22 protein-coding genes and 1 pseudogene are annotated in these 19,534 nt (G+C 67.7%); 15 read left to right on the plus strand and 8 right to left on the minus strand.

The annotated features are described in order from the left end of the window. The first annotated feature begins 133 nt into the window (after window positions 1-133). The gene (gene sctU / locus ACTOWJ_RS14025; RefSeq protein ID WP_441335246.1) at window positions 134-1,234 is read left to right on the plus strand and encodes a type III secretion system export apparatus subunit SctU; all 1,101 of its coding nucleotides are present in this window, start codon (window positions 134-136) and stop codon (window positions 1,232-1,234) included. Between the two features lie 297 nt (window positions 1,235-1,531). Here the strand turns inward: sctU and sctT are convergent, their stop codons facing one another. The 7 genes and pseudogenes from sctT to ACTOWJ_RS14060 all read right to left on the minus strand — a co-directional run bounded on the left by sctT (window position 1,532) and on the right by ACTOWJ_RS14060 (window position 6,719). Next, window positions 1,532-2,317, minus strand: coding sequence for a type III secretion system export apparatus subunit SctT (gene sctT / locus ACTOWJ_RS14030; RefSeq protein WP_441335247.1), 786 nt, complete (start codon window positions 2,315-2,317; stop codon window positions 1,532-1,534). A gap of 43 nt (window positions 2,318-2,360) precedes the next feature. Beyond that, window positions 2,361-2,627 carry a type III secretion system export apparatus subunit SctS gene (sctS, locus tag ACTOWJ_RS14035; protein WP_441335248.1) on the minus strand — a complete coding sequence of 89 codons (267 nt, stop codon included), beginning with the start codon at window positions 2,625-2,627 and terminating at the stop codon, window positions 2,361-2,363. Between the two features lie 127 nt (window positions 2,628-2,754). Next, window positions 2,755-3,153, minus strand: coding sequence for a hypothetical protein (locus ACTOWJ_RS14040; RefSeq protein WP_441335449.1), 399 nt, complete (start codon window positions 3,151-3,153; stop codon window positions 2,755-2,757). Between the two features lie 309 nt (window positions 3,154-3,462). Continuing rightward, window positions 3,463-3,699 (minus strand): annotated as a pseudogene (locus ACTOWJ_RS14045) (hypothetical protein); the annotation flags it as partial. Window positions 3,700-3,702: 3 nt separating this feature from the next. After that, window positions 3,703-4,815 carry a type III secretion system cytoplasmic ring protein SctQ gene (gene sctQ, locus ACTOWJ_RS14050; RefSeq protein WP_441335249.1) on the minus strand — a complete coding sequence of 371 codons (1,113 nt, stop codon included), beginning with the start codon at window positions 4,813-4,815 and terminating at the stop codon, window positions 3,703-3,705. Beyond that, a complete protein-coding gene (locus ACTOWJ_RS14055; protein WP_441335250.1) occupies window positions 4,808-5,410 on the minus strand; it encodes a response regulator transcription factor in 603 nt (200 codons plus the stop codon). Before ACTOWJ_RS14055 ends, sctQ begins: the two co-directional genes overlap by 8 nt. A gap of 217 nt (window positions 5,411-5,627) precedes the next feature. Beyond that, entirely contained in the window at window positions 5,628-6,719 is a 1,092-nt protein-coding gene (locus ACTOWJ_RS14060; RefSeq protein ID WP_441335251.1) for a sensor histidine kinase, read from the minus strand. Window positions 6,720-6,883: 164 nt separating this feature from the next. Between ACTOWJ_RS14060 and ACTOWJ_RS14065 the strand changes: the two genes are divergently transcribed. After that, window positions 6,884-7,357: a flagellar biosynthetic protein FliO gene (locus ACTOWJ_RS14065; protein WP_441335252.1), complete on the plus strand. Its 474-nt coding sequence runs from the start codon at window positions 6,884-6,886 to the stop codon at window positions 7,355-7,357. A 278-nt stretch (window positions 7,358-7,635) separates the two neighbouring features. Here the strand turns inward: ACTOWJ_RS14065 and ACTOWJ_RS14070 are convergent, their stop codons facing one another. After that, complete coding sequence (locus ACTOWJ_RS14070) at window positions 7,636-7,764, minus strand: hypothetical protein (protein ID WP_441335253.1); 129 nt, start codon at window positions 7,762-7,764, stop codon at window positions 7,636-7,638. Between the two features lie 2 nt (window positions 7,765-7,766). On the opposite strand from ACTOWJ_RS14070, the gene sctV reads away from it, so the two are divergent. From sctV to ACTOWJ_RS14135, 13 genes are all read left to right on the plus strand, one after another. Then, window positions 7,767-9,818, plus strand: a complete 2,052-nt coding sequence (gene sctV, locus ACTOWJ_RS14075; RefSeq protein WP_441335254.1) for a type III secretion system export apparatus subunit SctV — start codon at window positions 7,767-7,769, stop codon at window positions 9,816-9,818. Between the two features lie 126 nt (window positions 9,819-9,944). Next, window positions 9,945-11,399 carry an FHA domain-containing protein gene (locus ACTOWJ_RS14080; RefSeq protein WP_441335255.1) on the plus strand — a complete coding sequence of 485 codons (1,455 nt, stop codon included), beginning with the start codon at window positions 9,945-9,947 and terminating at the stop codon, window positions 11,397-11,399. Between the two features lie 182 nt (window positions 11,400-11,581). Continuing rightward, window positions 11,582-11,971 (plus strand): hypothetical protein, encoded by a 390-nt coding sequence (locus tag ACTOWJ_RS14085; RefSeq protein ID WP_441335256.1) that lies wholly within the window; start codon window positions 11,582-11,584, stop codon window positions 11,969-11,971. Window positions 11,972-12,138: 167 nt separating this feature from the next. After that, on the plus strand, window positions 12,139-12,558 hold the full coding sequence (locus tag ACTOWJ_RS14090; protein WP_441335257.1) for a hypothetical protein: 420 nt from the start codon (window positions 12,139-12,141) through the stop codon (window positions 12,556-12,558). Window positions 12,559-12,625: 67 nt separating this feature from the next. Beyond that, on the plus strand, window positions 12,626-13,387 hold the full coding sequence (gene sctJ, locus ACTOWJ_RS14095; protein WP_441335258.1) for a type III secretion system inner membrane ring lipoprotein SctJ: 762 nt from the start codon (window positions 12,626-12,628) through the stop codon (window positions 13,385-13,387). Then, window positions 13,384-14,034, plus strand: a complete 651-nt coding sequence (locus ACTOWJ_RS14100; RefSeq protein WP_441335259.1) for a hypothetical protein — start codon at window positions 13,384-13,386, stop codon at window positions 14,032-14,034. Before sctJ ends, ACTOWJ_RS14100 begins: the two co-directional genes overlap by 4 nt. Before the next feature lie 37 nt (window positions 14,035-14,071). Beyond that, window positions 14,072-14,806 carry a FliH/SctL family protein gene (locus tag ACTOWJ_RS14105; protein ID WP_441335260.1) on the plus strand — a complete coding sequence of 245 codons (735 nt, stop codon included), beginning with the start codon at window positions 14,072-14,074 and terminating at the stop codon, window positions 14,804-14,806. Window positions 14,807-14,858: 52 nt separating this feature from the next. Continuing rightward, on the plus strand, window positions 14,859-16,214 hold the full coding sequence (locus ACTOWJ_RS14110; protein WP_441335261.1) for a FliI/YscN family ATPase: 1,356 nt from the start codon (window positions 14,859-14,861) through the stop codon (window positions 16,212-16,214). Then, window positions 16,211-16,705: a hypothetical protein gene (locus ACTOWJ_RS14115; protein WP_441335262.1), complete on the plus strand. Its 495-nt coding sequence runs from the start codon at window positions 16,211-16,213 to the stop codon at window positions 16,703-16,705. Before ACTOWJ_RS14110 ends, ACTOWJ_RS14115 begins: the two co-directional genes overlap by 4 nt. A gap of 11 nt (window positions 16,706-16,716) precedes the next feature. After that, window positions 16,717-17,481: a hypothetical protein gene (locus ACTOWJ_RS14120; RefSeq protein WP_441335263.1), complete on the plus strand. Its 765-nt coding sequence runs from the start codon at window positions 16,717-16,719 to the stop codon at window positions 17,479-17,481. A gap of 124 nt (window positions 17,482-17,605) precedes the next feature. Further along, the gene (locus tag ACTOWJ_RS14125) at window positions 17,606-18,070 is read left to right on the plus strand and encodes a hypothetical protein (protein WP_441335264.1); all 465 of its coding nucleotides are present in this window, start codon (window positions 17,606-17,608) and stop codon (window positions 18,068-18,070) included. A 180-nt stretch (window positions 18,071-18,250) separates the two neighbouring features. Continuing rightward, window positions 18,251-18,607: a hypothetical protein gene (locus ACTOWJ_RS14130; protein WP_441335265.1), complete on the plus strand. Its 357-nt coding sequence runs from the start codon at window positions 18,251-18,253 to the stop codon at window positions 18,605-18,607. 136 nt (window positions 18,608-18,743) lie between these two features. Further along, window positions 18,744-19,523, plus strand: coding sequence for a hypothetical protein (locus tag ACTOWJ_RS14135; RefSeq protein ID WP_441335266.1), 780 nt, complete (start codon window positions 18,744-18,746; stop codon window positions 19,521-19,523). Window positions 19,524-19,534: the final 11 nt, after the last annotated feature.

The following is a 19,534-nucleotide window of genomic DNA, read 5'->3' on the forward strand; positions in this document are numbered from 1 at the left end:
CAACAACAGTCGTTCGCTTGGCCCTGCGCGTGGACCCCGGTCATGCGAAGGCCCCGCGCGATTGCTGACACCCGCCACTTCCGCGTCGCCGGCTGCATGCTAGCCTCCTGATCCTCTCGCAGCAGAGTCGCGCATGTCGAAGGACCAGGGCGCCGACAAGACCGAGCCGCCTACCCAAAAAAAGATCCGCGACGCCCGCAAGGAAGGCAACGTCGCCAAGAGCAAGGAGCTGACCAGCACCGTGCTGCTGCTCGGCTGGGTGGTGTGCGGCTGGCTGATGCTGGATTTCATGCGCACCAAGATGATCCGGCTGTTCGAGACCAGCCTGAAGGCGATCAACCAACCCTTCGGCGACGCCTTGCGCGAAGTCGGCGCCGCCGCCTTCGACGCGCTGCTGTGGTTGACCCTGCCGCTGCTGGCCATGGCGGTGTTCCTGGGCGTGGTCATCGAGTTCCTGCAGGTCGGCCCGGTGCTGAGCCTGGGCAAGCTCAAGCCCAGCCTGGACAAGATGAATCCGGCCGAGGGCGTCAAGAAGATGTTCTCGATGGACAACCTGGTCGAGCTGGTCAAGTCGACCATCAAGAGCTCCGCGCTGATCGGCATCGGCGTGTTCGTCATCTACAAGATGCTGGCGCAGCTGATGCTGCTGCCTTATGCGCCGGCCGACGCGATGGGCTCGGGCATCTGGTACGGCCTGGTGCGGATCGTGATCTGGACGATCTTCGTGTTCTTCTTCGTCTCGGCCATCGACGTGTGGTATCAAAAGTTCGCCTACATCAAGCAGTTGCGGATGAGCCGGCGCGACATCCAGCAAGAGGTCAAGGAGAGCGAGGGCGACCCGCACGTGAAGAGCAAGCGCCGGCAGTTGCATCAAGAGTGGTCGCAGCAGAACATGCTCAATGCCGTCCGCCAATCCAACGTCGTCGTGACCAATCCCACCCACATCGCCATCGCCCTGCAGTACGAGCACGGCATCACCGATCTGCCGATGGTGGTGGCCAAGGGCGAGGGCTACATGGCCGAGCAGATCAAGCGCGCGGCGATCGAGGCCGGCGTGCCGGTGTTGCAGAACGTCGAGCTGGCGCGCGGCCTCAACGAACGCGCCGAACTGGACGAGTACATCGGCAACGAGTTCTTCGAGGCCGTGGCCGAGGTGCTGCACTGGGCCGAGAGCGTGCGCCGCTTGCGCGACGGCGACACCAGCGAGATCGAGTTGCCGCCGCCGGTGGAGTGAGCGCGCAAAGCCCGCACGCCCCAGTTTTGCGAACAACCGACGCAGCCTGAGGTCCGATTGTAGGAGCGGCTCAAGCCGCGACTAACCGAAGACGCTGCATACCACGCACCCCGCCGGAGCGATAATCTCCGGCCGCTCTTTACATTAGACGCCGCATACCACTCAATCCGCCGGAGCGATAATCTCCGACTGTGCTCTTTACATCGAGCCCTCAAACCTCCCAGCTTCGACCGCCGCTCTTGCGTACCGGGCTGCGGTTGGTCGCGGCTTACGCCGCTCCTACAAGACCCGCCTGCCTCAGCCGCCGAACACCCTGTGCAGCGCCTGCAACAGGCCGCGATTGCCCGCCAGCCGGTCGAGCACGATCTCCACGTACACGCCCAGCATCAACAGGATGATCCAGGTCGCCAGCCAGGCCTTGATCGGCATGGTGATGGTGAACACGTTGAGCTGCGGAGCGAAGCGGTTGACCAGGCCGAACGACAGGTCGATCAGCAGCAGCACCACCATCACCGGCGCGGCCAATACCAGCAATGCGGTCATCAGATAGCTGAACTGACCGACGAACAACTCCATCCCCGCCGCCTGCAGGTTCGGGAAGAACGACACCACCGGCCACATCGCGTAGCTCGACAGCAGCAGATCCAGAAACACCAGGAACGCGCCGCTGGCCATGAACAGCCAGGCCGCGAATTGCGACAAGAAGTTGCCGTGCAAAGACGCCTGATGGCCCTGGATCGGATCCATCACCTGCGCCAGAGTCATGCCGACCTGGGTATCGATGACGTTGCCGGCGGCGCTGAGCGCCCAGAACACCATGCCGAAGCAGAAGCCGATCGACACGCCGATGAACAGTTCCTTCAGAACCACCGGCGCGAAATCCAGCGCGTTCAACTGATCGAGCGGCACGCCGTTCATCGCCACCGGAATGGCGACGATCGCCAGACTCACCATGAAACTGTTGCGCACCAGCGGCGGCATGTTCTCGGTGGTGATCAGCGGCAGCATCATGAACGAGCCGATCACCCGCGGCAGCACCAGCCCCAGCGCGATCAGCACATTGCCGTAGGAGTCGATGTTCATCGCGCGCCGCGACCGCGCCGCCGACGGATCTCGCAGCCGCGCATCAGTGCCGGACCATGCCCGGGAAATCGATGAAGATGCGGTCGGCGAAGGTGTACAGCGTGCCGCCGATCATCGATGCGGTGACGAACAAGGTCACCACGATCACGGTGAACTTGATCGCGTAGGCGAACGTCTGTTCCTGCAGCTGAGTGGCGGCCTGGATGAAGGCCACCACCAGACCGACCACGGCCGCGGCGGCCACCGGCGGGCCCGACAGCAACAGCGTCAGCCACAGTGCCTGTTTGGTCATTTCGAGCATGTCGCCCATAGGGAGCCGGGATTCGTGATTAGGGATTCGTGATTAGGAAAGCAGGGTTGAGATCAGGACGCGGGAATCGCAGGCATGGTGCATGCCGCCCTTGCGAATCCCGAATCTCCAATCCCGAATCCCCGCCTCAAGCGCCATACGTCAACACCAACCCGTGCACCAACTTGGCCCAGCCGCCGATCAGCACGAACAACAACAGCTTGAACGGCAGCGAGACGGTGGTCGGCGAGAGCATCATCATGCCCAGCGAGAGCAGTATGTTGGACACCACCAGATCGATGATGAGGAACGGCAGGAAGATCAGGAAGCCGATCTGGAACGCCGCGGTGAGCTCGCTGACGGTGAAGGCCGGAATCACCACGATGAAATCGTTGACGCTGATGTCGCTGCGCGCGTTGGTCGGCAACAGGCGTTGTGCGCTGCGCAAGAAGAAGGCGCGTTCGGCGTCGCTGGAGTGCTTGATCAGAAAGCCGCGCAACGGCTCCTTGCCGGCGTCCATCAGCGCGAGCATGCGCTGGGCGTCCATCTTGCCGCCGCCGAGCAGCGCTCCGGGCGCGGTCGCGGGTTTCTTCGCGCCCGCGTTCGCGGGCGTCGCCGCGGACGGCGCGTTCGCGGCGTTGGCGGTGGCCGCTGGAGCGGCCGGCGTCGCGGCGGGAGCGGCCGGAGCCGTCGCCGTAGCGACGGGCGCTGCGGCGACCGCGGCGGTATTGGCCGGCGCCGCCGTGGTGGCCGCGGCCGGATTGGCTTGATCCGGCGTCGCCGCGCCCGCAGGCGCCGCCGTGCCCGGCGGCTGCCCTTGCGTGGCCGCGACCGTGGTGCCGTTGGCACGCGCGTTGATCGCGGCATGGGTTTCCAGGATCACCGGATACATCACGTAGATCGACAGCACGATCGCCAGGCCGTTGATGACCACGTTCGGCGGCACCTGCTGCAGGCCCAGCGCGTTGCGCAGCAGGCTCAGCACCACCACGATCTTGGTGAAGGAGGTCACCATCACCGCCACGAACGGCGCCAGCGCCAGGCTGATCACCGTCAGCAGCACCAATGCCGGCGAGAACGAACTGAAATCCATGGCTCAGCTCCAGGAGATCAGGCGCACACCCAGCGTGTCGCCGACCGCGACGATTTCGCCGCGGCCCGCGTCGCGGCCGTTGGCGCGGATCACCACGTTGGCGCCTTCCAGCCGCGAGGGCAGGGCGAACACGTAGCCGGGCTGGAAGCCGGCCAGATCCTCGTAGCGGCATTCCAGCCGGCCCAGGTCGAACTCCAGGCGCACCGGAACGTCCGGCCCGGTGGGTTCGGCGGTTTCGGGGGCGGACTCGGTGTCGCTCATCGGGGAAGTCTCCTGATGCGTGGAAAGGGTCAAGGGCGGGCCGTCGATGCGCCAGCCCTCGGCGTCCGGGGCGAGCGGCCAGGCGAAGCCAGGCACCTGCGCCTGCACCGGCGGCGGCCGTTGGTAATTGCCGATCACCAGCACGTCGCCGGGACGCAACTGGCGCCATTGCGCGTAGCGCAGTTGCGGGCCGTTCCAGCGCAGCGCGATCGGAATCGGCAGGTCGGACCAGTCGCGATAGCCGTCGATGTCCTCGCCGCGCGGGCGCTCGAATATCTCCGCGCGCAGCAGCAGGCGGTCGACCCAGCCCGGCGGAATGCGCAGATGCCCGCGCGCGCGCGGCTGGCCGCCGGCGTCGGCGATGACGAAGGCCAGCCACAGCCCGTCCAGATCGGCCGAGGTCAGCGCCTGCAGGCTTTGCAGCGAGGTATCGCCATCGTCGACCACCGGGATCAGCGCGATGTCGAGCGCCTGGCTCAGCCGCATCAGCTGCGATTCGTGGGCCAGGCTCCAGGCCAGCACGCGCGAGCGGCCCTGGTAGTCGCTCCAGTGCAGGCCGGTGTCGGTGTCCAGCGACAGGCCGCTGTCGAGTTGCAGCTTGACCCGCGCGCCGTCGCCTTCCAGCGTCACCACTTCGCCGTCGATCGGCGTGGCCTGGGCGAAACTGAGCCAGCCGCCCTCGCGCAGCGGCCAGCGTTGCGCCGCGCCGAAGAACCCGCACAGCGCCTGCGCCTGCCACAGCGGTACCGAAGGCACCCGGCCGCGGATAGGCAAGCCTTCCGGCGCGGCTTGTTCGCGTTGCGGCGCGTGCGCCGTGGCGACCTCGTCCTCGATCATGCCGTGCGGCTCAGCCATGGCCCAACGCCACCTTCATCAATTCGGGCAGCGAGCGTACCCCGAGTTTGTTCATCATGTTCGATCGATGCAGTTCCACGGTCTTGACGCTGATGCCGAGTACGTCGGCGATGATCTTGTTGGGTTTGCTCGCCACCACCAGGTCCATGACTTGACGCTCGCGCGGGCTCAACTTGGCCAGCCGGTCGTCGCCGGCATCGCCGCCGGCGTGGTTGCGCGCATTGGCGATCGCGGCCCGGATCGCGTCGATCAAGGCCTCGTCGCTGAAGGGTTTTTCCAGGAAGTTGGCCGCGCCCTTGCGCATCGCCTCGACCGCCAGCGGCACGTCGCCGTGCGCGGTCACGAACACCAGCGGCAGCGCGATCCCGCGCCGGCGCAGTTCTTCCTGCAGTTGCAGCCCGCTCATCAGCGGCATGCGGATGTCCGAGACCAGGCAAGTCGCCGCTCCGCCATGGCGTTCGCCCGCGTAGGCCTGCAGAAACGCCGGGCCGGAAGCGTGCGCCTGCACTTGGAACCCGGCCGTCTCCAACAGCCACGCGGTGGAGTCGCGAAAACCGTCGTTGTCGTCGACCAGGTAGATGCGTGCTTCGGTCATGCGGCCTCACTCCCGGCATTGCGCCCCGCGCGAGCGCGAAGCGGTCCTTGCGTGAACCTTGGATGCGAAAACGGTGCGAACCGATTCGGCCAGGGCGCGAACGCACCTCGCCCGGTCGCGCGCCAGTCGCACGGTATAACCCGGACGACGGGGGCGGCGATGCTGATCTTTGTCATCTCACCATCCCCCTGCCGATCGCGCGGCGTACCGGCGCCGATCAAGCGCGCGCCTCATAACGCGGCAAGGTGAAGCCGAATACGCTGCCGCCGCCTTCGCGCGGTTCGAAGAACAGCCGGCCTTCGTGGTACTCGATGATCGAGCGGCAGATCGCCAAGCCGATGCCCAGGCCGTCGGTCTTGGTGGTGAAGAACGGCGAGAACAGTTGGTCCTGTTCGGCCGGACTGAGTCCGGCGCCGCGGTCGGAAACCCGCACTTCGATCTGGTCGTCCAGGTTCATGCGCGCGTCGATGCGCAGTTCGCGCCGCGCGGTGGGGATCTCGCGCATGGCCTCTATCGCGTTCTTGACCAGGTTCAGCAGCACCTGCTCGATCATCACCCGGTCGGCGAATACCGGCGCCAAGTTGGCCGGCAGGCCCAGGTCGATGCGCAGTTGCAGGCGCTCGGCTTCCAGGCGCAGCAGTTCCAATACGGTTTCAGCGATTTTGTTCAGTTCGTGGGCGTCGCGGCGCGGTTCGCGCGCGCGCACGAATTCGCGTACTCGCGAAATGACCGCGGCGGCATGTTCGGCCTGGGTGCGCGCCGCTTGAAGCGCGCGTTCGACCTGGACCGGGCCGCCGGCCTGTTCGACCAGGCGCAGACTGCCGTTCAGATAATTCATGATCGCCGCGAGCGGCTGATTGAGCTCGTGCGCGAGGGTCGCGGCCATTTCGCCGACCGACATCAGGCGCGAGGTGAACAGCAGTTTTTCCTGGCGGGTCTTGTGCGAGTCCAGGGTTTCGATGCGCTCGCTGATGTCGACCGCGGTCAGCACGTCGACCGGCGCACCCTCGTGCTCGGCACGACCCCAGTGCAAGGCGTACCAGCGGCCGCTGTGCGGCGCGCGCACTTCGCGTGGGCGCTCGCCGGCGCCGGAGTCGCCGTGCAGGCGGGCGAGCAGCGCGTCACGTCGATCGTGCTCGGGCAGTTCGCCGAATTCCTCGCCGTAGCGGGCGTTGCCCGCGCGCAGCGCGCCGTCGTCGCCGAACATCGCGCAGGCGAAGGGCACCGCGCCGAGCAGGCCGGCGGCCTGGGTCGCGGCATCGCGCGCCGGCGCGCCTGTGGAGTGAGCGTTGGACGGGGCGGAGGCCATATTTACATCAATGCCATGCGGCTCGGGCCGACGATGTGAAGCCGTCCGCGCCGCGGCCGGCCGCCTGAAAGCGCGATGGGCTGGTACGGTATGTCGCCGCCGCGCGGCCGCAGCTCATCCTTGCGTCCGTTCCGATCCGATCCTGCGTTCCGCACCGACTCGCCATGCCGACCCTACCCTTGCTGCGTTTCGTCGTCCGCTGTTGCGCCGTCCTGGCCTGCGCGCCCTGGGCTGCGCTGGCCGCTGCCTCCGCAGCCGCACCGGCCAAGCCGGCAGCGGCAGCGGCGCCGCCTTCGCTGTTCTTCGAATTCATCGCGATCCTGCTGCCGGTGGCGGTGGTCCTGGGCGGCCTGGTCGCGGTGTTGTTGTATCTGCGCAAGCGGCACGGCCTGACCGCGCGCGAGGCGCCGCTGTCGATCCTGCAGATCCTGCCGATCGGTCCGCGCGAGCGGATCGTCGTGCTGCGCACGCGCAGCGGACGGGCGTTGGCGGTCGGCGTGGGCGGACAGGCGATCAACCTGATCGCCGAACTGGATCCGGCCGATATCGCCCCCGCGGCGCCCGCGGCCGACACGACAGTTTCAACCGCAACTTCCTCCACCTCCGACGCGGCCTCCCCGGTGCAGCGCGAATCGTGATCGTTTCGCGCGTACGTTAGTCGAATGCGATGACGCAATTGCGCACAAGTTCACAAAAACAGGGATGAATGCGCGCGAATGTAGTGCCGGGGATTGCAGAAGAACGCAATTGTGCAGAACACGCATAAGAACGTTTTTGTTCATACAACGGGTGACAAGTAGCACTTAGTATCGGCCGTCCGAACCGGCATCGTGTTTGAGGACAGCGCCATGCGTGGGTGCTCAGGGGTACGTGGCAGAGCAGTGACTGCTTTCAGCGTTCGAGACAGCGCAATCCATCACATGATCGCGACCTGCGGATCGACCCCGCGGGATGGCGCGACCGCCTCCGCGCGTCCGTCCGCCGCCGCGAAGTCTCCATCGGGGACGTCCAACTCCAGGGTCAGGGGCTGACCGAATGCGTGCATTGTTGAGTTCCCTGACCGCCGTTCCGCCCGGCACGCAGCCGCGTCGCCGCGCCGGCTACAGTGATCTGGTCCTGGCCGTCGCCGCGGTGACCATCATCGGCGTGATGATCCTGCCGCTGCCGCTGGCGATCATCGACACCCTGGTCGCGGTCAACATCGCCATCGGCTTCGGCCTGCTGCTGATCTCGCTGTACATCCCCACGCCGGTGGCGTTCTCCAGTTTCCCCAGCGTGCTACTGCTGACCACCTTGTTCCGGCTGGCGCTGTCGATCGCGATCACCCGCTCGATCCTGCTCGAGGCCAACGGCGGTCATATCGTTGAAACATTCGGCAGCATGGTCGCCGGCGGCAATCTCGTGGTCGGCTTCGTGGTGTTCCTGATCATCACCGTGGTGCAGTTCATCGTCATCGCCAAGGGCGCCGAGCGCGTGGCCGAAGTGGCGGCGCGCTTCACCCTGGACGCGATGCCCGGCAAGCAGTTGTCGATCGACTCGGACCTGCGCTCGGGCCTGATCGACAAGGACGAGGCCAAGCGCAAGCGCCGCCTGCTGGAAGTGGAAAGCCAGCTGCACGGCAGCCTGGACGGCGCGATGAAGTTCGTGAAGGGCGACGCCATCGCCGGCATCGTCATCATCATCATCAATCTGCTCGGCGGCCTGGCCATCGGCGTGCTGCAGAAGGGCATGCCGCTGGCGGACGCGACCCATACCTACAGCATCCTGACCATCGGCGACGGCCTGGTCTCGCAGATTCCGGCGATCCTGGCGACCATCGCCGCCGGCCTGGTGGTGACCCGCACCGCCGGCGACGAGGACGATCGCCATCTGGGCGAATCGATCACCCGTCAGGTCACCGGTCAGCCGCGCGTGCTGCTGATCACCGGCTGCCTGGCGTTCCTGATGATCTTCGTGCCGGGCTTCCCGAAGCTGGTGTTCCTGCTGCTGTCGGCGGTGCTGCTGGGCTTCGCCGCCTGGCGCTACCGCCATGGATCGGCCGTGTTGCGGCGCGCGTTCAAGGTGCCCGAGGGCGAGCGCGGCGTCGACGAGAAGGCCATCAACGAAGACGAGATCGCGCCGCCCGCGCCGCTGCAACTGGAGCTGTCGCCGTCGCTGGCGGCCACGTTCGGCGAGAACGTCGCGCGCGGACGCATCGTCGACGTCGCGCGCCGTCTGCGCGACGAATACGGCGTGCCGCTGCCGGTGCCGGTGATCAAGATCGCCGCCGATCTGGACAACGGCGACGGCATGGGCGGTTTCCGCCTGACCGCGTTCGGCGCGCGCATCGCCTTCGGCCGGATCTCGCCGAACGCGCAGTTCCGTCCGGCCCGTGTCGGCGACGCCAACGCGCCCAAGCTGGCCGGGTTCTTCCCGGTGTTGGCCGGCGAATGGACCGGTCAGGCCGGCACCGGCATCCGCGACGCGCTGAGCACGGTGATCGAGCATTGCCGCAGTGCGCTGGAGCGGCGCATGGGCAACTTCATCGGCATCCAGGAAACCTCCAACCTGTTCGGGCGCATGCAGCGCGACTATCCGGACCTGATCAAGGAAATGCTGCGCGTGGTCGCGCCGCAACGCGTCGCCGACGTGCTGCGCCGGCTGGTCGAGGAGGGCGTGCCGATCCGCAATCTGCGCGACGCCTTCGAGGCGATCACCGATGTCGGCGGCCGCGAAAAAGACGTGGTGCTGCTGACCGAATACGTGCGCGTCGCGCTCAAGCGCGAGATCGCCGACCGTTACGCCGACGGCGAACGCACCATGCAAGTGCTGCTGATCCATCCTGAATTGGAAGATCGCCTGCGCCAGTCGGTGCGGGTGGCCGGCGGCGCGACCCAATTGGCGATCTCGCCCGAACTGGCCGGACGCCTGGGCGCGGAAGTGCGTTCGCACCTGGCCCGCCAAGCTGAAGGCGTTAAGCCAGTGCTGCTGTGTTCACTGGATGTTCGCCGTCATTTGCGCAAGCTGCTGGAGATCGACTTCTTCGAACTGCCGGTGTTGTCCTACCAGGAACTCGCCCCCGATCTGCGCATCGTGCAGGCAGGCCAGGTCAACGCCTGAGGATTGAGACGAATGAACCGACATCTCCGCTCGCTTCGCCCCCTTCATCGGCCGCCGGGCCCGCGCGTATCGCGCGTCCCGGCTGCCTACGCCGTCGTTCGCGACGGCGCCTGACAGGAGTCCGCCATGTCCTCCACCGACCATACTCAAAGCGTACCCGGCGACGTAGCCGGCACCGCCCATCCCGCCAAGCCCGAGGCGCGCGGCGACATCCGCGTCTCGCCCGTGATCAGCGTGCTGCGCGTGGTCTCCGGCCTGCACACCGGCGGCAACCGGCCGTTGTCGGCGCAGGAAACCGTGCTGATCGGCAGCAGCGGCGATTGCGACATCGTCCTGTCCGATCCCGGCGTCGCGCCGCGCCACGCCTTCCTGACCCGCATGGGCGGCAGCGTGTCGCTGCGCGCGCTCGACGCGCCGTTGTTGATCGACGGGCAGACGCTCAATCCCGGCGATCCGGCCGAACTCACCGCGATGCAGCGGGTCGATCTGGGCGGGGCTTCGTTCGCGGTCGGTTCGGCCGACGATCCGGGTTGGGCGACGATGCTGCCGAACCAGGGCGACATGCCCAAGCCGGCCAAGTCGGGCATGCGCCATCTGCCGCTGATCGCCGGCCTGGCCGCGCTGTCGCTGGTGTCGGTGGCGATCGCCGCGGCGGTGATGCCGGGCTTCGAGAAACAGCCCACGCCGAAGGAACTGGTGCAGCCGCTGATCCAGGAGTTCTCGATCGCCGGCGGCCGTCTGATCGAAAACGAAGACGGCAGCCTGGTGCTGGCGGGCACGGTCAAGGACGCGTCGATCCGCGAGATGATCCGCAAGCGCCTGGTCACCGATGAGGTCGAAGCGCGCCTGGATCTGCGTACCGGCGACGACATCGCCGCCGACGTGCGCGAGGTATTGCGCAGTCAGGGGCTGAGCACGCAGACGCGCTATCTGGGCAACGGCGATGTCGAGGTCAGCGGCCGTTTCGCCGACGAGGGGCACTTCAAGCGTGTGGTGGCTTCGCGCGCGATGCAGGACGTCAACGGCGTGCGCCGGCTGATTCCGCGCAATCTGGACGAGACCCACGCGGCCGTCGCCGGCCCGACCGTGGCCACGCCGGAAATCGAGAAGAAGCCGATCGTCACCGAGCCGACCCGGATCGTGCAGATCGTGCGCGGGACCAACCCGCACGTGGTCGACATCGACGGCGCCGAATACGCGGTGGGCGACGTGATGCCCGACGGACGCAGCCTGATCGCGATCGGCGACAAGGCCTGGGCGCTGAACAAACTCACCGGCCTGACCGAACAGCTCAAGGCGCAACCGTTGACCGCGGCCGAGCTGGCGATCGCCAACGGCACCGCGCCCGCGGCCGATCCGGCCAAGGCCGGCGCGACTGCAGCGACGCCGGCGGCCAGCGGCCCGGCGGCGCCCGGCGCCAAGCCGGCCGCTTCGGCGGCGACGACCTCGCCGGCCGTGGCGCCCATGACTCCGCCGGCTCCGGCCCCGATCGCTCCGGCCCCGGCCGCCAAGCCCGGGACCAAGCCGGTCTCGCCCGCCGCCGTCGCCGAGGCGCCCGCGCGTCCCGGCAACCGCCAATAAGGGAACCACACCCCCGGGTTAGCACTAGGTGGTTTCACCACCGAATCACCGATTAAATCCAACATGGCACCATGCATCCGTAAAATGCCATACCTAACCGTACGTATCGCGCAGTCAGTTTCAGTGCCATCCGTTGTTCCACGCCATTCAGCGGCCTCGCCGCAACGAGCAGGAGAGACGTCATGACTAATGCAGTGAATCCGGGCGCCGGCACCGCCGGCCTGGTGACCAGCTTCATCGCCGACGTGAACAAGAGCAACAACGTCGGTAACGGTAAGAACGCGCAGGCCGGCTCCGGCTCGTCGGGTGGCGGCGGCATCTCCGCCGGTGCCGGCGGCGGTGGCGGCGGCAGCTGGTACGAGGCGATGTCCCGCGCCTGGGGTTCGACCCTGGACAATCAGGCCGCGAAGATCACCGATCTGTCCGGTGCGATCGGCGGCGGCAACGACACGCCTTCGGCGATGATCTCGCTGACCGCCGAGAGCTTGCGCATGCAGTTCATTTCCAACAACGCTTCGACCTCGCAGAACAGCGTGGCCGACGCGCTCAAGACCCTGGCGCAGAAGAACTGAGTCGGGGCGCGGCGCGACGTCCGCCGCTTCCTGCCGCGACGGCGCCCGGATCTCGCGATCCGTGCGTCGCTCGGCCCGAAGCCGCTGCCGACGCCGCGATACGACCGTTTCGGTAAGCGCCGTTCTTCGTTGTTCGTTCGGTCCCAACGTTTCAGGAGAGCAGGACCATGATCGAAGCCATTCAAGTCGCGGCCGAAGCCGCGCAGCCGGCCGCCGCATCGCCGGCGCAGTCGCCGCAGGCCTCGGCCTACGACATCCGCGAGTTCGCGGCCGCGTTCGACCGCGGCGCTCCGAGCGGCGGCACCCAGCAAACCGGCGCTCCGGCGCAGGTCGCGCAGGCCGGATCGACCGAACCCTCTCAGGGCACCCGCGCCGTGCTCGCCGCGCTCGACAACCTCAACGGCGGCGCCGACAAGATCGGTGCGGCGACCAAGACCATGTCGGCCAACGCGGCCGATCTGACGCCGGGCGAGATGATCCAGATGACCATGCGCTGCCATCAATTCATGTTCACCTCGCAGCTGACCTCCAACGTCGCCAACCGCACCTCGGACGGCATCCAGCAGTTGTTCCGTCAGCAGTCGTAACACGCAAGGCACACCACAACACGGGGGATGCATGGGTAGGGCGTCAGGCTTCAAAGCGGTAAGAGTCATGGCGGCCCTGCTGGCCTGCCTGTTGATCGTCGGCTGCACGCGTACGCCGTTGTACAGCCAACTCGACGAACAACAGGCCAACGAACTGATGGCGGCCCTGCTGGACGCGGGCATTCCAGCGGAAAAAGACCCCTCGCCGAGCAAGACCGGCTGGGAGGTCATGGTCAACCGCGGCGACATCCCGTACGCGATGCAGGTGCTGACCTCGCGCGGCTTGCCGCGCGCGCAGTACAGTTCGCTCGGCGAGGTGTTCAAGAAGGAAGGCTTCGCGTCCTCCGCGCTGGAAGAGAAGGCGCGCTATCTGTACGGCCTGTCGCAGGAACTGTCGCGCACGCTGACGCGCATCGACGGCGTGGTCGAGGCGCGCGTGCACATCGCCTTGCCCGACCGCGATCCGCTCGGCGGCAACGTGCAGGATTCCTCGGCCTCGGTGTTGATCTTCGAGCGTCCGGGACAAAGCCTGCGCGACCGCGAGACCGACATCAAAGTCTTCGTCAAGGACAGCGTCGAGGGCCTGGACGACGTCAACAAGGTCACGGTGAAGTTCTTCACCGTCACCGCGCCGCCGAAGGTGCATCAGACCGGCGGCCCGCTCAACGCGGTGATCGGCTCGATCGACCTGAGCGCGGTGATCATCGGCGCCGGCGTGCTGGTGGTGCTGGCGATCGTGGCGTTCTTCTTCGGCCGCCTGCGCGCGCGCTTCGCACCGGCGCCGCAACCGCAGCCGTCGAATGCGCGTAGCGGGGTCTGGAACGGATGAGCACCGCCGCGGCGCTGCGGACGATCCTGGGCGGGATCGATCCGAGTTGGCACGGGACCGGCAACGACCGGATCGCTCCCGAGCTGCTCGCCGCGGCCCGCGACAGCGTCATCGGCCGGCGCCTGCTCGCGCGCTGGCTCGCCGCCTCCGATGCGCCGGCGCTGCTGGCGCCGCAACCCGGCACCGGTTTCGGCGCCGCCGCGATGCGTTGGCCGCGCGAACGGGTGGCCCGGCTGGTGCGCGATCTGGGTGCGCTGGCCTACGCCCCGGCGATCCGCGCCGAGGTGCGCCGCGAACCGGTGCGCCGGCTCAAGCTGGCGCTGGACAATTCCTATCTGCTCGCGCTCGACAGCCTGGTGTGGGACGGCAAGGTCCAGGCCACGCTCGGCGCGCAGCTGGCGGCCGAGATCGACCACGCGCTGCGCACCAGCGACGGCGATCAGCCGCTGTTCGATCTGCTCGATCGCCGCGGCCGCGCCGAACTGCGCATCTGGGCCGAACGGCGCGATCCCGGTCTGGCAGACTGGTCGCGTCTGCTGCTGCCGCGCGAGGCGCACGAGAACGCGCCGGCGCTGGTCGCGCATGTGCCGCCGGAAGTCGTCGAACGACTCCATACTCATCACGGCGCGCGGCCGCTGACGGCCTGAGCGCCGTCGTCCTGCGCCGCCTTTCAACGGACTTCCCATGCACGCCGATCCGCTCCATTCCGATTTCCCGTCCGCCGCCGCCAACGCGGCGGCCACGGGCGCGTCGGACGGCGGCGCGCGGCGCGATCTGGGCCGCGCCGGCGGCACGGTCGCGGTGTTCGAGCGCAAGCAGTTCGAGCGCGCGCTCGCCGGCACGGTGGTGCCGGCCAAGCAGTGGAACGCGGTCGCCGAACTCGACCAGATGCTGGCGCGGGTCAACGAGCTGTACGCGTTGGCCGGCGAAGAAATCAAACAAGCGCGCGAAGCCGGTTATGCGGCCGGTTTCGCCGAAGGCCTGGCGCGCGCGCAGCAACAGATGGCGCAGCAGCTGGCCGACCTCAACGAACGCCGCGCGCGCGTGCTCGCCGACGCCGGCAGCCGCGTCACCGAACTGGCCTGCGCGATCGTCGCGCGGATCTCGCCCGAATTCGATGCGCGCAGCGTGGTGCCGCCGCTGGTCATGCACGCGGTGGAAGCCGCGCAGGCCGAGCAGTTCCTGCTGATCCGCGTGCACCCCAGCGTGCGCGAGGAAGTCGCCAAGGGCCTGGGCCTGGTGCGCCAGGCGCATCCGGTGGTCGGGGTGATCGAACTGGTCGACGACGAAAGCCTGGACAAGCTCAGCTGCGTGGTGGTTTCGGAAGTCGGCGAAGTGCGCGCCGGCGTGGCCCAGCAGATCGAAGCGATTCGGGTCGCGCTGTCGGGCGCCGAGTACGGCGCGGAGCACGCCGAATGAACGCCCGCGCGCTCATGCGGTCGGTCGAGCGCGGTCCGCGCGGAGACGCGCGATGAGCACGAGCCTGCAGCGCACCATCCTGCAGCCGGTGCCCGCGCCGGCGCAGCAGGATCCCTTGCTTACCGCCCTGGCGCGCGTGCCCAGCGTGGTGCGCATCGGCAAGGTCGCCGAAGCCTACGGCACGATGATCCGCGCCACCGGGCTGAAGGCGATGATCGGCGAGCTGTGCGAACTGCGCAGCCCGCGCGACCGCAATTTCCGCCTGGCCGCCGAAGTGGTCGGCGTGTCGCGCCAATACACCTTGCTCACGCCGCTGGGCGCGCTCGACGGCGTGGCCCACGACACCGAAGTGATCGCCACCGGCCGCCAAGCTTCGGTGCGCGCCGGCGACGGGTTGCTCGGCCGTATTCTCGATGCCAACGGCGATCCCATCGACGGCCGCGGAGGATTCGGCCCGACCGTGCAGATTCCGATCTACGCCGCCTCGCCCAATCCCTTGACGCGCACCTTGATCGACCGTCCCTTCGCCACCGGCGTGCGCGCGATCGACACGGTCATGACCGCCGGCGTCGGCCAGCGCCTGGGCATCTTCGCCGTCGCCGGCGGCGGCAAGAGCACCTTGCTCGGCATGCTCGCGCGCGGCGGCGACGCCGACGTCAACGTGATCGCCCTGGTCGGCGAACGCGGCCGCGAGGTCAACGAATTCGTCCACGACAACCTGGGCGAAGCGGGGCTGAAGAAATCCATCATCGTCGTCGCCACTTCCGACCGGCCCGCGCTCGAGCGCAGCCGCGCGGCCTGGGTCGCCACCGCGATCTCGGAATATTTCCGCGACCGCGGCAAGCGGGTGATGCTGCTGGTGGACTCGGTGACGCGTTTCGCCCGCGCCTTGCGCGACGTCGGCCTGGCGATCGGCGAACCGCCGGCGCGGCGCGGCTTCCCGCCGTCGGTGTTCAGCGCCATGCCGCGTTTGTTCGAACGCGCCGGCAACAACGACAAGGGCAGCATCACCGCGTTCTACACCGTGCTGATGGAAGGCGAGGACGGCGACGATCCGGTCGCCGAGGAAGTGCGTTCGATCCTCGACGGCCACATCGTGCTGTCGCGCAAGCTCGCCGCGGCGTATCACTACCCGGCCATCGACGTGCTGACCAGCCTCAGCCGGACCATGCCGCGGGTGACCGACGAAGGCCATCAGCGCGCGGCCGGACAACTGCGCAAGTACCTGGCCAAGCACCAGGACATCGAGCTGCTGTTGCAACTGGGCGAGTACAAACGCGGCAGCGACGCCGAGGCCGATATCGCGATCGAGAAGATCGAGCCGATCCGCAAACTGCTCAAGCAGTCCGCGGTCGATCTGGCCGACTACAAACAATCCGTCGATGCCTTGCGCAGGTTGTTCGGATGAAACGCTATCCCTTGCACACGCTGCTGCAACTGCGCGCCCATCGGGTCGAGACCGCGCGCATGCTGGTGCTCGAACGCCAGCGCCAGGTGCAGGACCGGCGCGACGCCTGCACCGCGATCGAGGGCGAGATCGCCTCGCTCAATCAAGAGCGCGCCGATCAGCGCCTGCGTCTGCTCGATCCGCCGCCGCCGGGCGTGCCCTGGGCGATGGCGATGTCGCAGCGCGAAGCGCATATCGATCATCTGGCCGAACTGACCACCGCCGCGCGGCAGCGGTTGGCCGATGCGCAGGGCAAGCTGCGCGAGGCCGAGGTCGCGCTCGACGAGTCGCGCAAAGCCTTCTTCCGCGCCAAGGCGCGGCTGGACGCCTTGGAAAAACGCAAGGACGTGTGGCGCAAGGAACAGAACGCGATCACCCAGCGCCGCGAGGAAGCCCTCTCCGCCGATCTGCTGCTGGCCGCGCGCCAGAACGCCAGCAACGGCCCTTTTTGAACGAGGTCGCCATGAGCACGATACGCAACAGCTCCTCGAACGACGACGCCAAGCGCGCAGAAGCCGCGCAAGAGGCGCACAAGGCGCAGCGCCAGCCCGCGCCGCGACAGCCGCCGGCGCCGGAGTCGGTCGATCAATTCCGTACCCTGATGCAGCAGCGCCAGGCGCTGGGCCAGAAGGGCCTGCCCGGCGAGGAGCACAGCCCGACCATGAAGGGCATGCTCTCCGCCGAAGGCGAGGGATTGGCCGAAGAAACCGATCAGCGTCTGGCCAGTGATCTCGGCCGCAATCAGGCCGCCGGCAACATGGCCCGGCAGCAGCATGCGGTCGGCGAGAAGTCGCGCGACGACAGCCGCTATTCGGTCGGCTTCGACCGCGGCGGCGGCGACGGCAGCCAACCTTCGGCCGAGAACTCGGCGATGTGGCAGGCACAGCTAGCGATGCGCTCGGATAACGCCGCGCCGGCCGCGCCGATGCAGCCCAACTCCAATGCGGCCGCGTTCGCCGATCTGATCGAGCGGCATGTGCGCCAGCTCGCGGTCGGCTCGGGCGGTGCGAACGGCGAAGACAGCCAGGTGCTGATGCGCTTGTCCGACCAGACCTTGCCCGGTACCGATCTGCTGCTGACCAAGACCGCCGCGGGTTGGTCGCTGCGCGCCGATTCGCGCTCGCGCTCCAGCTTCGACGCGATCCGCGAAGCCGGGCCCGAGCTGATGCGCCGCTTCGCCGAGCGCAACCTCGGCGAGCTCAGCATCGATCCGCATTTCCACGACTGAGCGCCGGGAATCGGCGCCGCCCCGGCGCCGATACTCGCACTCGGCCGGCGCGGACGGCGCGCTTTCGCCGCCGCCGCGATCGGACCTCATTCACTACGGACAAACCTGCAGGAGCGGATCGCCCATGTCTTCCCAAGCCCAAACTGCCGCCGCCGGCCGCCAGTTCATCGAACAACTGGAAGCCTCGCTGCGCGAGCGGCCCAATCTGGACGCGGCCGACCGCGACTTCCTGCTCAAGCACTTCCGCGACGCCTTCGAAAATGCCGAGGCCAGCGGCCGCGGCTTCGACCGCCAAGCCTGGACCGACAGCGTCGCCCAGCTCGGCCTGGGCGAGGCCGAACAAGACGCGTTGCTGCAGAAATTCGACCAGGCCTTCGGTGGTATGGAAGGCGAGACCCGCGACCTGGGCGACGAGTTCGTGCGCCGGCTGGCCAGCGAAGGCGAGGCCAAGGCGCAACAGTGGCTGCACGAGCAGATCGGCAAGATCAAGCGCACCCGCGGCGCCGATGCCGCCGTGCAGGTGGTGCAGGGCCTGCCGCCGCAGATCGGCAAGGTCGCTGCGGCGCGCAAGCCCGGTCCCTGGGGTTGACCCTGGGGTAAACCCTAGCTAGGGCACGCCCCGACTTACGCCGTGCGGCCCGGCATGGAGAATGCGTACCTAAGACGTAAACCACCGCCGGCCGAGCGCTCCCGAAACGCGAGGGCCGGCGCCGGAATCCGAAAAGAACCGCCCCATCGACGGGCAACCGATTAAACAGGGAGCAACGAAATGACCACTACCGATCTCGGCATTTCCATGACCAACGAGCGCATCCAGTCGGGCGAAGCCCGCAGTGTGAGCGGCGCGAAGGGCGGCAAGGGCGGTTCCTGGTTCGAAGTGCTGGCCGGCGCGCTGGGCGACATCCTCGGCGAGCGCGTCTCCGCGATGATCACGGCCAAGAACGACATGGTTAAGAATTACAAGGCAGACCTCGATACCGAGAAGGGCGAGCAGCAGTCGAAGGAATACATGCAGGCGATGACCAACTTCCAGGTCCAGAGCCAGATCTTCGGCATGGAGAGCAATGCGGTGAAGACCGCGATCGACTCCATCGGCGGCGGCCTGAAGGAAATCAGCAAGCGCTGAGCAATCGCACCGCAGCGCGCGCATGTCGAGAACTGTGCGCTGCGCGGCTTGCGTGGCTGCAGAAGAACGCCAAGCTTGCTTGGCGTTTTTCGTTTTTGCGCCGGGCTCCTCCGGGTCCGGCCGCGGGAGGTGTCCGGTGCGCGTATTCGCCGAGTCCGTGTTTACCCGTTCGTTGATCGCCGCGTGCGGTCTGCTCGCCGCGGTCTCGTCCGTGCCAGCCCGCGCGCAGTTCGACGCCGCCGGTCAGGCGGTGCTGATGCAACAGCATCAGGTGCATACCGGCAACGTGTTGTCGGCCGAACAGGGCGCGCTCAACGCTGGGCGCACCCGGTCCGTCCCGACCGCGGCCGGCAATGTATGGGAGCAGTCGCTGACTGCACTCGCGCGCGGCGCGCAGGCGACGCGGCCGGCGCCTGCGTCGGCGCTGCGCTTTCGCCGCGATGCGGCGCTGAGCGCGCGCTTGCAGGGCCGACAGGCCGGCCTCGCGCTGAAAGGGCTGTCGCTGACTCCGGCGCAGATGCGCGAGCGCTTCGAAGCGCTGTTGACGCTTTACGGCTATTCGCGCGACGACCTGGGCGATGTCGCCGCGGCCTATCTGGTGATGGCCTGGGAAGTCGCCAACGACCGCAACGCCAAGGACGTGCCCGGCGGCGAGCGCGCGGTGCGCGAGCAGTTGCGCCGCGCGATGTTGGCGAACCCGGGGCTGGCCAGGATGACCGACGGGCAGAAACAGGAATTGGCCGAACGCCTGACCTATTCCGCGGTGCGCAACGGCATGGCGTATCAGGTCTATCGCCAGACCGGTGCGCGCGCCGAACTGGACGCGCTCAGCGAGCGCATGCGCCGTGAGGTGCAGCATCAGGGATTGGATTTGCGCCAGTTCCAGCTCAGCGGCAGCGGCTTGGTGCGGCGCTGAGAGCGATGCGG

The organism is Lysobacter sp. CA199, assembly GCF_052078715.1.
In the GTDB taxonomy this organism is placed as follows: domain Bacteria; phylum Pseudomonadota; class Gammaproteobacteria; order Xanthomonadales; family Xanthomonadaceae; genus Lysobacter.